Annotated in this window: 13 protein-coding genes; 9 read left to right on the forward strand and 4 right to left on the reverse strand. The window is 51.6% G+C overall.

All coding sequences use genetic code 11. The features are described from left to right. The first annotated feature begins 12 nt into the window (after window positions 1-12). The 3 genes from AC6IB1_RS13670 to yjjX are packed head-to-tail and all read left to right on the forward strand — an operon-like array spanning window position 13 to window position 1,529. Entirely contained in the window at window positions 13-165 is a 153-nt protein-coding gene (locus tag AC6IB1_RS13670; protein ID WP_497567110.1) for a hypothetical protein, read from the forward strand. After that, entirely contained in the window at window positions 149-1,009 is an 861-nt protein-coding gene (locus tag AC6IB1_RS13675) for a sterol desaturase family protein (protein ID WP_497567111.1), read from the forward strand. Before AC6IB1_RS13670 ends, AC6IB1_RS13675 begins: the two co-directional genes overlap by 17 nt. Continuing rightward, entirely contained in the window at window positions 1,002-1,529 is a 528-nt protein-coding gene (gene yjjX / locus AC6IB1_RS13680) for an inosine/xanthosine triphosphatase (protein ID WP_497567112.1), read from the forward strand. Before AC6IB1_RS13675 ends, yjjX begins: the two co-directional genes overlap by 8 nt. A gap of 172 nt (window positions 1,530-1,701) precedes the next feature. Here yjjX and trpR read toward each other — a convergent pair whose 3' ends face one another. Next, window positions 1,702-1,995 carry a trp operon repressor gene (gene trpR / locus AC6IB1_RS13685; protein WP_497567113.1) on the reverse strand — a complete coding sequence of 98 codons (294 nt, stop codon included), beginning with the start codon at window positions 1,993-1,995 and terminating at the stop codon, window positions 1,702-1,704. Window positions 1,996-2,071: 76 nt separating this feature from the next. After that, window positions 2,072-3,997: a murein transglycosylase gene (gene sltY, locus AC6IB1_RS13690; RefSeq protein WP_497567114.1), complete on the reverse strand. Its 1,926-nt coding sequence runs from the start codon at window positions 3,995-3,997 to the stop codon at window positions 2,072-2,074. Between the two features lie 366 nt (window positions 3,998-4,363). Here sltY and ettA point away from each other — a divergent pair, with 366 nt between their 5' ends. The 3 genes from ettA (at window position 4,364) to AC6IB1_RS13705 (ending at window position 7,668) form a co-directional block, all read left to right on the forward strand. Continuing rightward, the gene (gene ettA, locus AC6IB1_RS13695) at window positions 4,364-6,031 is read left to right on the forward strand and encodes an energy-dependent translational throttle protein EttA (protein WP_497567115.1); all 1,668 of its coding nucleotides are present in this window, start codon (window positions 4,364-4,366) and stop codon (window positions 6,029-6,031) included. Window positions 6,032-6,218: 187 nt separating this feature from the next. Beyond that, window positions 6,219-6,590: a PilZ domain-containing protein gene (locus tag AC6IB1_RS13700; RefSeq protein WP_497567116.1), complete on the forward strand. Its 372-nt coding sequence runs from the start codon at window positions 6,219-6,221 to the stop codon at window positions 6,588-6,590. Between the two features lie 43 nt (window positions 6,591-6,633). Next, window positions 6,634-7,668 (forward strand): M23 family metallopeptidase, encoded by a 1,035-nt coding sequence (locus tag AC6IB1_RS13705; protein WP_497567117.1) that lies wholly within the window; start codon window positions 6,634-6,636, stop codon window positions 7,666-7,668. Between the two features lie 63 nt (window positions 7,669-7,731). Here the strand turns inward: AC6IB1_RS13705 and radA are convergent, their stop codons facing one another. After that, window positions 7,732-9,111 (reverse strand): DNA repair protein RadA, encoded by a 1,380-nt coding sequence (radA, locus tag AC6IB1_RS13710; RefSeq protein ID WP_497567118.1) that lies wholly within the window; start codon window positions 9,109-9,111, stop codon window positions 7,732-7,734. Between the two features lie 136 nt (window positions 9,112-9,247). Between radA and AC6IB1_RS13715 the strand changes: the two genes are divergently transcribed. Beyond that, window positions 9,248-11,584, forward strand: a complete 2,337-nt coding sequence (locus AC6IB1_RS13715; RefSeq protein WP_497567119.1) for a PilZ domain-containing protein — start codon at window positions 9,248-9,250, stop codon at window positions 11,582-11,584. A gap of 63 nt (window positions 11,585-11,647) precedes the next feature. Here the strand turns inward: AC6IB1_RS13715 and serB are convergent, their stop codons facing one another. Then, window positions 11,648-12,613, reverse strand: a complete 966-nt coding sequence (gene serB / locus AC6IB1_RS13720) for a phosphoserine phosphatase (RefSeq protein WP_497567120.1) — start codon at window positions 12,611-12,613, stop codon at window positions 11,648-11,650. 173 nt (window positions 12,614-12,786) lie between these two features. Between serB and AC6IB1_RS13725 the strand changes: the two genes are divergently transcribed. Together AC6IB1_RS13725 and AC6IB1_RS13730 are read left to right on the forward strand one after the other, a co-directional pair. Then, window positions 12,787-13,395, forward strand: coding sequence for a YtjB family periplasmic protein (locus AC6IB1_RS13725; RefSeq protein ID WP_005503833.1), 609 nt, complete (start codon window positions 12,787-12,789; stop codon window positions 13,393-13,395). Between the two features lie 164 nt (window positions 13,396-13,559). Next, window positions 13,560-14,981 carry an IS1182 family transposase gene (locus AC6IB1_RS13730; protein ID WP_497567121.1) on the forward strand — a complete coding sequence of 474 codons (1,422 nt, stop codon included), beginning with the start codon at window positions 13,560-13,562 and terminating at the stop codon, window positions 14,979-14,981. Window positions 14,982-15,019 lie beyond the last annotated feature (38 nt).

The following is a 15,019-nucleotide window of genomic DNA, read 5'->3' on the forward strand; positions in this document are numbered from 1 at the left end:
CTCTGATGGGTAATGAGCACCGCACTCACTGCGCATGCCGCCAATATCGATGTCAAAATCACCAACGCCACGGACGAAAATACCCGTTTTGTTTTCCGTTCCTGTATCTGTGTTAAGCTGCCCAATATATCCAAACGCAGGTACATCCGTGCTAAGTTTTATTGAATCACAAGAAGCTGTTTTCAGGCTGTTAACCTTTCTTATCATCTTCGGAGTGATGGCCAGTGTTGAATGGCTGTTTCCCAAACGTATCCTGACGGTCAGTAAGGCAAAGCGCTGGTTGAATAACCTTGCACTGACGATGCTGAATACCGCGGCCGTCCGCCTCATTTTTCCAGTGGCGGCTGCCAGCTTCGCTGTCTGGATTTCAGACCAGGGAATCGGCCTTTTCAACTTGGTTCCCCTGCCGCTGTGGCTGTCAGTGATCCTCAGCATTGTGCTGCTGGATGGCCTTATCTGGTTCCAACACAAACTGTTTCACACCATTCCGGTACTGTGGCGGCTTCACGCCGTTCATCACGCCGATCGCGATCTGGATGTGACCTCCGGCGCGCGCTTCCACCCGCTCGAAATCCTGCTTTCCATGGTGATCAAATTTGTTGCCATCGCAATACTGGGGGTGCCTGCGGTAGCGGTGATCCTGTTTGAGGTAATCTTAAGCAGCATGGCGCTATTCAACCACGCCAATGTCGCCCTGCCCCTTTCTGTTGATCGCTGGCTAAGGAAAGTAGTCGTGACGCCTGACATGCACCGGGTGCACCACTCTATCCATCGTTACGAGAGCGATTCCAACTTCGGCTTTAATCTTGCTGTCTGGGACAGGTTGTTTAACACTTACCGCGCACAGCCCAAAGACGGCCACGACAGCATGACCATTGGCATAAAAAGCCAGCAGGAAGAAAAGCATGTGGTGTGGCTGACAGGTTTGCTGGCGCTGCCTTTTCGGCTATTCAGCTATTCCCCGAAAAACGGACAACACGAGAAACCAGGACAACAATCCCATGACTAAAGTGATCGTCACGTCATTGAATCCAGCAAAAATCGCCGCCGTTGAAGCTGCCTTCAAAGATGTGTTTCCCAACAATGACATGACCTTCGAAGGTGTGTCAGTACCCAGCGGTGTTGCCGACCAGCCCATGACCAGCGAAGAGACGCTGGCGGGCGCACGTAACCGTATTCATAACGCCAAACAGGTCATAGACGGCAACTTCTATGTCGGTGTCGAAGCAGGTTTAGACGCCCCTTACACGTTTGCCTGGGTGGTGGTGGAATCAGCCAACCGGGTGGGCGAGTCACGTTCAGCGTCAGTTCCCCTGCCACCGGCCGCCCTGAAAATGCTGGAAGAAGGAAAAGAACTCGGCGATGTAATGGATGAAATGTTCAATGAACAGAACGTAAAACAGAAAGGCGGGGCTATTGGCATGTTAACCGGTCACCTGCTGACCCGAAGTTCGGTCTACCACCAGGCGCTGATCCTGGCATTGATTCCGTTTATGAATCCGGGGTTGTTTCCAACGGAAGAGCACTAATAGACCTCAAGGGTCCTGGGTCCTGGGTCCTGGGTCCTGGGTCCTGGGTCCTGGGTCCTGGGTCCTGGGTCCTGGGTCCTGGGTCCTGCAGACGACATTGAATAAAAAAGCGACACTGCTAATAGACAGTTGCCGCATTTTTCTTTTTCCTAGGGCCTTCTCTTCCTGCACTTTACTTATCCAACAGCTTCTGCAACCATTGCTTTTGCGTATCATCCAGCTGTTTCAGCTCGTTCGATCCGCGTGTGATAGTGGCGATACCCACACCCAGCATCTGGCTGAGTTGGCGTTGGCTCATTTCCCCTTTCAGTAACTCATTAACGATGTTCACCCGTGCGATCAACGCATTACGTTCGTCTTGGGTCAGCAGCATTTTCAGCAATTCAGCTTCGCGCCCGGTTTCACTTGCTCTGTGGATCAAATCCAGCACGTCTTGCCAGTCAGAATACTCCGGGGTTGCTTTCATGGTCACCTCATGGGGATCAGGTTTACTCAACCTGCGCATTATATCCTATCTACGTCAGAGTCTTAGCTTTCGTGTGCTAATAGCGACGCTTGACCTCACTTTCTGTCAGAAACTGCAATGGCAACCCCAGCAGTTTTCGGTAGTAAATGTCATACATCAGCACATTCTGGACGTAACCACGGGTCTCCCGGAAGGGAATCGATTCAATAAACGCAATGGCATCGAGATTACCGCCAGATTCTTCCAACCAGCGCCTAGCGCGGTGTGGGCCGGCATTGTACCCAGCAAATGCCAGGATACGGTTCTGGTCAAACTCATCTAGCAGCATGCGCAAATAACCACTGCCGAGGCGGATGTTGACCCCAGGATCGTGCAGAGTCGGTATCCCCAAGTAGCGAACACCCAGTTTTTTGGACGTTTCTTTGGCGGTAGCCGGCATCAATTGCATCAGGCCACGGGCCCCCACCGGAGACACTGCACCGGTGTAAAAGGCACTTTCCTGACGTGACAGTGCCAGCAGGGTTGTCAGGGGCAGCTCTCGCTCTTTGCTGAAAAACTCAAACCACCAACGGTGTGCAACAGGGAAGCGATACTCCAGGTGCTCCCAAAGCTTACCGGCAATCGTGGCCTGCACAGACAAGTGATACCACCGCTTATCAGACGCATAAGCCGCAAGGTTTGCTTTCTGCGCCAGGTTGGCACGCTGGAGCATGTAATGCCACTCCCGTTTAGCGGCAGTCAGCTTGTCCTGCTTTAACAGTTCACCGACGCGCATCAGGGCATCATTAAATGGCGCAAGGACATCAACATTCAAGGGCGTAGTTTGATAGGGAATATCGATAGGCCGGTCCAGCTGTATGGCAGCAGCAACGCTGTAAAAATTACGCGCCCCCAGCATAGATTCAAACAAAGCATTCGCTTGCGACGTTTTGCCTTGTGATAATAACACTCGCCCCTGCCAGTAACGCCACTTCAGTTGAGCGCGTTGTTTCTCAGGCATCACCGTCATCCAGCGGCCGACTTCATCCCAGTCCGCTTCTACCAGACTCGCCCTTACCCGGCGTTCAAGCAGGGATGGGTTCACCGACTGCTTAAGCTGCTTGTCCCGCCATGCAGCCAGTGTTTTGTCATCAGTAGACATCAAACGGCCGGCAAGATAATCCGCCATCTTCTGACGCTCATGCCTGTCGTAATGTTGCCCTTCCACCGTGCGCGTAAACTGCCTGACGGCTTCTTCGGGATCACTGTTGGCCAGGCGCTCAAAACTGATTTTGGTCAGATGGCGGTTAAACGCCGTCACTTTGCTTTTCTTGGAAAAATCCGCCACGCCCTGTGGTTTGTCATACAGCGCGATTACATCTTGAGCCCGGCGCTTGGCAGATGCACTGCCCAACGTCTTTTCAAGATAACGCATCAGGGCGTTGTTTCGCTTCTCAAACGCCAGCAGCATGCGTTCCAGGATCAGGTTATCGGTCAGCTTGCCGTTATCATCGAGGTATTCAAATAATTTGTCACATGCGCTGTCAACCGAAGAGCCTGACAGGTAGAGGGATTTTGCCCCGGAAAGCGCCAGCGCCTTATCTCCTGCCTGACTGTGGGCATAATAATAATGACACTGATAGCTTTCACCACGCGGTGCATCCTGTTGGAAAGCCAACAGCTGCGACCATTTCCCCTCCGATGCCAACGCACTGATATACCGCGCCCTGACCGTGCTGGTAAAAGGCAAGTCTTGATATTTCGCCAAAAATGCATTCACCTCTTCGCTGCTGACATTGTTAATGTCACGCATGAAATCGCGGTAGTCGAGATACGGATAAAGCGGGTAATCGGTAACGTCGGATTTCAAACGGGAAAAGGTGGCTATATCATTTCTTTCAATAGCGGCAATGGCTTTTTCATAATGGGTGCGCTGCTCATCAACCGAGAGCGCCGATGCCGGAGCAATGCTGCCAAGAAACAACACCACACCGATGGGCACTGAACGGTAAATTCTATCCACTGACTTTTTATACACTTCTTCGTTATTGGTTTTTCTATAAGGGCCTGATGACCTTTGCGGTTAGGGTAAAGCTTATACCTAATGTGCCTGATTCGACCGGAATTTAGGGGCCTCCCCGTCAAATGACCCATTCTTTTATGTATCCCCCTGAAGCAAAACCAAAAAGTAACAAGTTGGACATTAGGTATAGGATATTGAAACACAGCTCTCTCTCTTTTGTTTATCTTCCTGGCAAATGGTTCCCAAAAACTATACTTCAACCACATCCAGTGAGTACTGAAGGCCTGCACTGTTACAATGCGCCAGCGAAGCAGGTAGAATAATGGGCTGATTATTTCCATTTAGTGACAAGAGAACGCGAGCAGAATGGCTGAATACGTTTATACCATGTCGCGCGTTGGCAAAATTGTGCCACCGAAGCGTCAGATCCTGAAAAACATCTCCCTGTGTTTTTTCCCTGGAGCCAAAATCGGCGTATTGGGTCTGAACGGTGCAGGTAAATCCACCCTTCTTCGCATCATGGCGGGTATCGACACCGATATTGAAGGTGAAGCCCGCGCCCAACCGGGCATCAAAGTGGGTTACCTGCCTCAGGAACCGAAACTGGACGAAGAGAAAACCGTGCGTGAAACCGTCGAAGAAGCAGTGGCTGATGTGGTTGATGCCCTTGCGCGCCTTGACGCCGTTTACGCCGCATACGCAGAGCCTGACGCAGACTTCGATGCGCTGGCAAAAGAGCAAGGTGAACTGGAAGCATTGATCCAGGCGAAAGATGGCCACAACCTTGATAATGCGCTGGAGCGCGCCGCCGATGCACTGCGTCTGCCAGAATGGGATGCAAAAATTAAGCATCTGTCCGGTGGTGAGCGCCGCCGTGTCGCTATCTGTCGCCTGTTGCTTGAAAAACCTGACATGCTGTTGCTGGACGAACCGACCAACCACCTGGATGCCGAATCTGTAGGCTGGCTGGAGCGCTTCCTGGTCGATTACAGCGGTACCGTGGTTGCCATTACGCACGACCGTTACTTCCTGGATAACGCCGCTGGCTGGATCCTGGAACTTGACCGTGGTGAAGGTATCCCATGGGAAGGCAACTACACTTCTTGGCTGGAACAAAAAGAAGCGCGCCTGAAACAAGAAGCGGCGTCTGAAAGAGCCCGCCAGAAAACCATTGAAAAAGAGCTGGAATGGGTTCGTCAGAATCCGAAAGGCCGTCAGGCAAAATCAAAAGCCCGTATGGCGCGCTTTGAAGAGCTCAACACCACGGAATACCAACGCCGTAACGAAACTAACGAACTGTTCATTCCGCCAGGTAACCGTCTGGGTGACAAGGTAATCGAAGTGAAAAACCTGACCAAGTCATTCGGCGACCGTGTTCTGATTGATGATCTGTCGTTCAGCGTACCCAAAGGAGCGATTGTCGGCATCATCGGTGCCAACGGTGCGGGTAAATCAACCCTGTTCAAGATGCTGAGCGGCACTGAGCAGCCTGACAGCGGTACGATCGAATTGGGTGAAACGGTACAACTGGCCTCCGTTGATCAGTTCCGCGACAATATGGATGACAACAACACCGTCTACCAGGAAATCTCAGAAGGTGCCGACATCATCCGCATCAACAATTTTGAGATCCCTGCCCGTGCGTACTGCTCACGCTTTAACTTCAAAGGCAGTGACCAGCAAAAACGTATCGGCGAGCTGTCCGGTGGTGAGCGCAACCGTGTTCACCTGGCGAAACTGCTGAAAGCAGGCGGTAACGTACTGCTTCTTGACGAACCAACCAACGACCTGGACGTAGAAACTCTGCGTGCACTGGAAGAAGCACTGCTTGAGTTCCCTGGCTGTGCCATGGTGATTTCGCACGACCGCTGGTTCCTTGACCGTATCGCAACCCACATTCTGGACTACCGTGACGAAGGTAAAGTGAACTTCTTCGAAGGTAACTACGCTGAATACAGTGAGTGGCTGAAACAAACCCTGGGCGCAGCGGCAGCACAACCACACCGTATCAAATACAAACGCGTGACCAAATAAAGATCATCGGGTTAAAAAGGGTCGTTTCTCTCGACCCTTTTTTATTTCTAAACATCAGTGAGACACTACCCCATCGCTGCCGACTTACCATTAAGACACGCAAAACATCATGGAGACGAAACGTCGAAGTAGAGATATATCGCCGACTCTCCTACACTTGGTGTAAATGGATTTAAGGATAAATGAGATGACAGAACGTCGTAGATATTCCCGCGTGGTATACCGTACACCGGCCACCATCAGTCAGGGCAACCAAACATGGGAAAGTAATGTACTCGATCTTTCTCTGAAAGGGGCGCTGCTTGCTATGCCAAAAGACTGGGAAGCTGGAAACGATCAAGACTACGATGTGCGCTTTAGGCTGCATGAATCAGATATCGAGCTGGAGATGGATCTCAAGCTGGTCCAGGAGAGAGGTGAATACTTGAGCTTCCAGATAGACCACATTGATATCGACAGTGCCAGCCACCTTAAACGCCTGGTTGAACTCAACGTCGGCAATGACAGTTTGCTCCATCGTGAACTGGCGCAACTGACAGACCTGAAAGATACCGTATAACCCGGCGATCAAACAACGCGCATAGACATGAAGTAGTCGTACCATGCCTCATAATATCCGAATTGCTATTTCTCATACGAATGGTTCCCGCCACTTTGTACTTTCCCCATCACTGAAAAAAGTGTTGCTTTCACTTTTCGTTACCCTGTTGGCGGGCATTGTGGCAAGTATTGCCGCCATTTATTACCTCAACTACCGTTCAACCACTGCCGAAGTAACACTGAAAGACATGGAGGAGAAGCGCTCTGAGCTCGTCGGTCAGTTAGAAGATCTGAAACAACAGCGACAACAACTTGAGCAACTGATCAACAACAAAGAAGAAGAATACGCGCAAACCATCGAGGAAAAAGACAGTCAGTTGAGTTACCTCACCTTACGCGTCTCTTCTGTGGAAGAAGTACTGGGGCTGGAACAAGACAGTGATGGACTACTGCCGCTTGCCGAGCGTCTGGATGTCGCAGCTATCAACTCCGCTGTACGTGCCACTATGTTGCAACTGATCCCAAGCGGTAAACCGATTGAAAGCTATCGCCGTTCATCGGGCTACGGTTCGCGAACCCACCCTGTTACCGGCAACAAAAAATTTCACTTGGGTCTGGACTTAACCGCAGACATTGGCACACCGGTCTATGCCCCTGCTGATGGCGTGGTGGAATACAAGCGCCCCAGCCGCAAAACAGGGTATGGCAACCTTCTGAAAATCGACCATGCTTTTGGCTTTATGACGCTTTACGCGCACCTCGATAAGTTCAACGTCAATACCGGTCAGTTCGTTAAAAAAGGCGACCTGATTGGTTGGTCAGGCAATACCGGCCTCTCTACCGGCCCTCACCTTCACTATGAGGTCCGTTTTCTGGGCCGTGCGCTGGACCCAAGACACTTTATTGCCTGGACGCCGGATAGCTTCGAGTCCCTGTTCAAAAAAGAAGAAAAAGTGACGTGGACCAACCTGGTGAAGATCGTAGAAAGTCTGGTTGCCACCCAAGTACAACTCGCTGCCGGTGCGGCTACCCAAACAGGCACTGTGATCACGAAAAGAGACGAAAACACCACCATGGCCATTGCATCAGCCGAGTAACCGGCAAAACCAGAAAAGTGCTATCTGACATGGCACTTTTCCCGTTTGGCTTTCTGTTATGGGTTAGTCCATTTCATCAAGCACGGTCAGCACGTCAGAAAGCTTGCTCACGCCATATACCTTCATGCCCGGTATCTCTTTTTTCGGTGCGTTCGCTATCGGTATCACCGCGCGCTGAAAACCATGCTTGGCCGCTTCCATCAACCTTTCCTGACCGCTGGGCACCGGACGGATTTCACCGGCAAGGCCAACTTCGCCAAACACCACCAAATCACGCGGCAACGGCCGGTCCCGAAAGCTTGATATAAGTGCCAGCAAAAGCGCAAGGTCGGCACTGGTTTCCGTGACTTTCACGCCACCCACCACGTTGACAAACACATCCTGATCTGACATTTGCAGCCCACCATGTTTGTGCAATACCGCTAAAAGCAGCGCCAAACGGTTTTGTTCAAGACCGACAGCCACACGACGTGGGTTGGCAAGCTGGCTGTAATCAACCAGCGCCTGAAGTTCAACCAACAGCGGGCGGGTTCCTTCCCACAGCACCATCACAGAACTGCCAGAGGTGGCTTCTTCTCCCCGCGAAAGGAAGATTGCCGAAGGATTGCTCACTTCACGCAACCCCTGACCAGTCATCGCAAACACCCCCAGTTCATTGACTGCACCAAAACGGTTTTTATGACTGCGCAGGGTGCGAAAACGGCTGTCGCTGGAACCGTCAAGCAAAATGGAGCAGTCTATGCAGTGCTCTAGAACTTTCGGACCAGCCAGAGTACCGTCTTTGGTCACGTGACCCACCATAAAGATCGCCACATTGTGCTGCTTGGCATAGCGCGTTAACGCCGCTGCCGATTCACGCACCTGCGCCACACTGCCCGGTGCCGAGGCAATATCGGCGCAATGCATCACCTGAATCGAATCAATCACCATGATTTTCGGCTGCTCAATACGTGCAATCGAACAGATGGTCTCAACGTTGGTTTCAGACAGCATCTTGAGCTTGTCTTTGGGCAACCCGAGACGCTCGGCACGCATTGCCACCTGCTGGAGCGACTCCTCACCGGTGACATACAGCGCTGGCATCTGGCTGGCAAGCCAGCACATAGTTTGCAGCAAGAGCGTACTTTTACCTGCCCCCGGGTTACCGCCAATCAAGATGGCAGCCCCAGGCACAATGCCGCCGCCTAACACACGGTCAAGCTCTTTGAAACCACTGGTAAAGCGCGGCACTTCCTGCAGGTCAATCGCCGCCAGCGTCTGCACCTTGGCCTCTGTTGCCCCGGCATAACCGGCGTATTTTTCAGTGCGTGCCACTGTAGGGGACGCAGCCAAACGTACTTCAGTGATGGTATTCCATGCGCCACAGGCGGAACATTGCCCCTGCCAACGTGGGTAATCCGCCCCGCAGTCGTTACACACGTAAGCACGTTTTGTCTTCGCCATGACGTCTCCTGTTATCAATTCATACGTGTCTTGCACACAAATTTGCGCATAACTTCACGTCCCAGAAGGGAAAAGGGGTAAACTGTAGGCACTGCTTGCCGTTAAATATGGCAAGATTCTAGCAGACTTTAATGAGATGAAGGACCACGATAAGGCGTTGTTTGACCAGCTACTCCCCCTGTATGAGCAAGGAGCTTTTGATGCCATGCTGTCAAAACTCACCCCCAATAAAAACGCTTCCGAACGTCTAATCATTAAAATGGAAGTATATCGCCTGATGTCCCCTTGCCGTAAACCTGTCGATCTGAGGGGGAAAGTGGTAGGCGAATGCCGCCGTTATTTCCTGCATGGCATCAATCATTGGATGGACGATGTCGCCATCAACCTGTATCACCGCCGTGTCGATATTTATCAAGGCAAAATGGTAATGGGGCTTTGGGAAGAACTCCACAACACCCCAAACAGCTACCGCGAGCTCCAGCGCCAGAATAGTATGCGGGTTTTGGAGTCACCCAATACCCTTGCTGCTGTGCCGCTGCGTTTTGGTCACTATCTCTCACGCAGTGAAAGCCGGCTCCAGCTTTCAACCCGCATCCAAGCCTTTTTGCCGGATGGTACCGATGTCAACGGTGCAACAATTGATATCTCTAACTCCGGCATGCAAATCAAACTGCCCGCATCCTTCCACTATGAAATCGGATCAATGCTGGTGGTCTATTTCCCACAGTTGGGTGATGAGTGTCAACTACATGAGCTGTTTACCGGGCTGAATTACCGTGTAGTAGGGATTGAACTGAATCTCCATGGTGACAGCTTTCAGCGGCTTCGCCTGCGTTTGACGAGCAGTACGGACGCAGTAAAAAGGGCCATTGAGATTAAGTCCCTGACGAGCAATTTGGCCTCGCGCACTGAAAATGAAGACAAGTTCCTGACAACCCGCTCCCATGCGTATGAGCAGGTATTTCTGGAACAGACCCCTTCTCTGCCCCTGTTTTTTGGCGGTAACACGCTAAGATACTGCCTGCTGACCGACCAGAATCGGGCGATTTGGGATTATTGGCACGATGAACGTAACCAACCGGTTATAGACAAACTTTTCTCTGAAAAGCGCTTGCAATACCTTGCACTGGATGGCCTGACCAGCTGTGAAACCCTGGTGTATTGCTTTAGCCATCAGCAAGGGGAGAAACTCTTCTTCTTTTCTGCCTGTCCGACAGAGCTGAACACAGAACTGCGACACCTTTTCTGGCATGTGGGCAGTTCACGTCCGTCATGGCGCGTGCTTCGTGTGACCATGGCCAGGATCAGCGAAGAAGATGCACGCCGCTTACAGGAAACCTCACCGGCACACATTCAACAAATTGATGAAATGACCCATATCGCGACCATCCAGGATCTGACCCTGTCGTCGATAAACGGCGATTTCCGTATCCCGGTAAAACCCAAACTTTCTGCCAAACAACTCAACCCGTTTGTGCACCCACGCGACCCGATTTTGCCCATTGAGGCAATGCCTTCAATGTTGGCGCCACAGCGTAAAGAACCACGCTATCAACACCGGACTAAAATTACCCTTCTTCATCATCTGAGCGGAGAGTTGCAAGGACAAACCATCGACTTTTCCACCCTAGGCCTCAATGTCGAGCTCGACAAGCCGTTCACCGGCAGCAAACTCCAGGAAGTGTCGGTAACGTTTACCGCACTGAAACGCGTCGATCCAGCGGCACCGCTCGGAAACGTGCCATACAAAGTCGTGCAGATCAGTGAAGACAGAATCAATATCAAACTGGCCTTGTTAAAAGACAGGTACAGCAAACACCGCAGTCATTACCTGCAAAGGCTGATTGAACATAACCAGCACAAACTGCTGCTTGACAATGAACACCTGCCGGATGCGCCGCTGCTGCATGCTATGCACCAGATGCTGCTGACACGCCTGTCTGCCACGCCGTATTTTATCGCCCGCCGCAACGAGACACTTCACGTCTCTGCCATTGGCGCAAACTTCCCGGGTAATGAGTTAAGCCGTCTTCTGCAAAAAAGTGCAGGTTCCGGCATGATGTCGCTGAGCGCGGTGCTTGGCGAGCATCTATCAAAATATGCTACCCCAGTAACCCGTCTGCGCAACCGCCAGACACAGGTATGCCATGAGTTCTATATTGCGGCGACGTTTACTGACGGAACCATGGTTGACATAACTTCCCGCCCACTGGAAAGCTTCAGTTCGCCGGAAGCACGTAAGATATTTATCTCTCAGGCGAGAAAACGCGGTAAGTTTTTTGCGGTAAGAAACTGGCTACAACCTCTGGATAACGGCAACCAATGGCTGACACCGGAAACGTTAGAACCACTGCTGCGCCGTTCGACACAACGGGCACGGCAACTTGAAGTGGAATTCACCGCTCTCTGTGCCTACGGCGAGATGAGCGACATTACTGATGAAGTGTTGCGCCGCCTGGAGATCGGCGGATAACACATCGTTGGGGATAAAAAGAGATGTCTCGCTACATCCCTTCCGCTTTGCATCAAAACGTGCTTACCATCCGAGGCGCTGAGGCAGCAAGGACGTCGACAACACACAAAGCACGCCCCCTAAATCCGCATGGCGGATAGCTACCTGCGCCGCCTGCTGCACTTTCGGCTTAGCATGATAGGCAATACCAAGGCCTGCTGCGGACATCATCACCAAATCGTTCGCGCCGTCCCCCACCGCAAGGGTATTGGCAGGCATCAGTTCATAGCATTCTGCTAAATCGACCAGAATATCCGCTTTACGCTGGGCATCAACCACACGGCCAGCTACTTCTCCGGTCAGCTTGCCATTCTCAATAACCAGTTGGTTGGATTCGGCATAGGCCAGTGACAAGTCTTGTTTCAGCTTGTCAGAAAACCAGGTAAAGCCACCGGAGGCAATGGCGACTTTCCAGCCTCTGGCTTGCAATGAGGCCGTCAACGATTTCATGCCTGGCATGTAAGGAAGGTTGTCACGTACCTGCTCAAGTACAGAAACATCGGTGCCTTTGAGTGTCGCAACACGCTGGCGCAAACTCTCTTCAAAGTCGAGCTCCCCACGCATTGCCCGCTCTGTCACTTCAGCGACTTGCTCGCCGACGCCGGCCAGCTTGGCGATTTCATCAATACACTCAATCTGGATAGCGGTCGAGTCCATATCAAACAGCGCCAGTCCCGGCTCGTACAGGTTCGGAATGTTATCAAGCCCGGCACAATCCAGTGCCAGCACATCACAAAGCTTCACCACCTCTGGAGTCAACGGGCCGCGCATCAGCAATACGTCATAGGGACCGACTGTCCAGCCTGTCAGCGGTAATACGTCTTCGCCAAGGAAAAACGACAGATCTTCCAGTGCACCCGGGCTGATATGGTGACCATAAAGGATCCACCCCGCCAGACGGCAATCGGAAGTGCGAAAATCCCGGATAGCGGGAAATCGGTTCAACAATTTAACGTGCTTTTTGATCGGATAAGCAGATAGTGCACCCATTGCATAAAGTCCTTTTTAAGAGATGACCTTACTATAACAAAGAGTGCCAGTGATCACAGCACAGCGGCAGCTTGCTTTTTTCCAGTCAGAACCGCAAACTGAGCCAGAGCGTGTAGCACCCTACTCTTTTTGTTGTGGTGACACGTTAGATACCGCCTTAGCTTGGACAGTTTATGCTTCAAATAAATAGAAAACGCCTAAAAAGGCTTTGGCAATTCATTGTTGTGGTCGCCTGTTTTTCCACAGTAATGATGCTGTTTATGTACAGTAATCAATTAAATAACCGCAATTACAAAATGCTTTATGACCAGACAGAATCACTGTCCCGCGTCATTCTCCGTCAGGCTGCGGCAACAGCGCACACGGCACTTGTCAGTGACGACGTAGCGTCACTCCAGACGTTAGTCAACCACTTGCAAAGCGAGCCGTTGATCTTGGATGCAGCGGTTTATGATATCAAGGGGAAACGGGTGGCAAGCTCGCTTAGTGCGATGCCACTGGAAGAGCTTACTGGATTGAATACCCCACTATCAGTCGCCAGCATTGGCCGCCAGCAACTGGTGGAACCTATTGCCGAAAACGGCAATATATCCGGCTTTATCCGGATCACGCTGGAACATGGGGAAGTGATCAAGGCCGCCTCAAACCGCCTTGAACAAAGCATTAATCTGGTGCGCGCGATGATACTGGTGGCCATTGCCACCGGTGCCCTGCTGATTTTCACCTTTGCCAACCGCCGCGATTTATGGCGCTCGACGTTTCTGTTGAAGAGTAACGACTAGCAGAGCGAAGAGCGGTTCTAGGTTCTAGGTTCTAGAAGAAATTTTCCCCAGAACGCAAAAAGGATGGCCAAAGCCATCCTTTCAGACTGCTGACAAAGCCCTGGCCATTTGGCTGGGGCTTTGATCTAATAAGGGATAAGCAAATCAATCATGGATGTGGTGACATGCTTAAAGACCCTGGCCCTCAGCAATATGAATTCGAGATGGTGACACTCGAACAGTTGGTTCCCAAAAACCATCTTGTTCGCAAAATCGATGCTGCCGTCGACTTTGAGTTTATCCGCGACGAAGTCGCCCATCTCTACTGCCACAACAATGGCCGTCCTGCGATAGACCCCGTTCGCCTGTTCAAAATCCTGCTCCTAGGCTTCCTCTTCGGTGTTAAAAGTGAACGCCAGCTCGTCAAAGACATCGAGGTCAATGTCGCTTACCGCTGGTTCCTTCGCATGTCACTCACTGAAAAGGTGATTGATGCGTCCACCTTGAGCCAGAATCGCCGCCGTCGCTTCAATGATACCGACGTGTTCGAACGCATCTTCATCCGTATCGTCGAACAGGCGATGAGCAAAGGTATGGTCGAGGGACGCGTCTTGTTTACCGACAGCACTCACCTGAAAGCCAATGCCAACAAGCGTAAATACCGTAACGAACTGGTGAAACAAAACGTCAGTGCTTATGCCGAGCTGTTAGATGAAGCGGTTGACGCTGACCGTGCAGCAGAAGGAAAACGCCCACTCAAACCGAAAGATGGTCACATTGAGAAAAACACCAAAGTCAGCACCACCGACCCAGACAGCGGGTTCATGACACGGGACCAAAAACCACAGGGCTTCTTCTACCTTGACCATCGCACCGTCGACGGCAAACACGGCATCATCCTCGACACCCATGTCACGCCAGGCAATGTGAATGACGCCCAACCGTATATCGCCCGTCTGGATACCACGTTAGCGCGCTTTACGCTCTCGCCTGTTGCCGCCGGGCTTGATGCCGGTTACTTCACCGCGACTATCTGCCATGAACTGGAGCAGCGCCAAATCCTGCCGGTGATGGGATACCGCCGGCCGCACCGTACGAAGAATCCTATCAAGAAAAAGCACTTTCATTACGACAAAGAGACGGACCGCTATCTCTGTCCTCAGGGACAGGAGCTGGTTTACAAGACCACCAACCGTCAGGCATACCGCGAGTATCACTCTGACCCACAGATATGCAAAACCTGTCCGCTGCGCGATGATTGCACCAAGAGCAAGAATCACAAACGGGTGATAACCCGGCACCTGTTCGAGAAATCGGTAGAGAATGCCAATGCCTTGAGGCTGACAGCCTGGGGAAAGAAAGTGTACCGACGACGGGCAGAGACGGTGGAGCGAAGCTTCGCAGATGCCAAACAACATCATGGCCATCGCTATGCGAGGTTCCGTGGTCTGTTGAAAGTACAAATCCAATGCTGGTTGGCGGCAGCAGCGCAAAACATCAAGAAGATAGCCTTACTGGAGGCTTATCTTCGAAAAATCGGGCTCAATACACGGCAAATAGTCCAGATAGTGACGCAATTTAGCGTCTATGGGCTAAAAGCAGCCTGAACATAACAATATGGAAAAATAGCGCGATCGCGGCCTTC

The organism is Grimontia sp. THUN1695, from assembly GCF_059704325.2.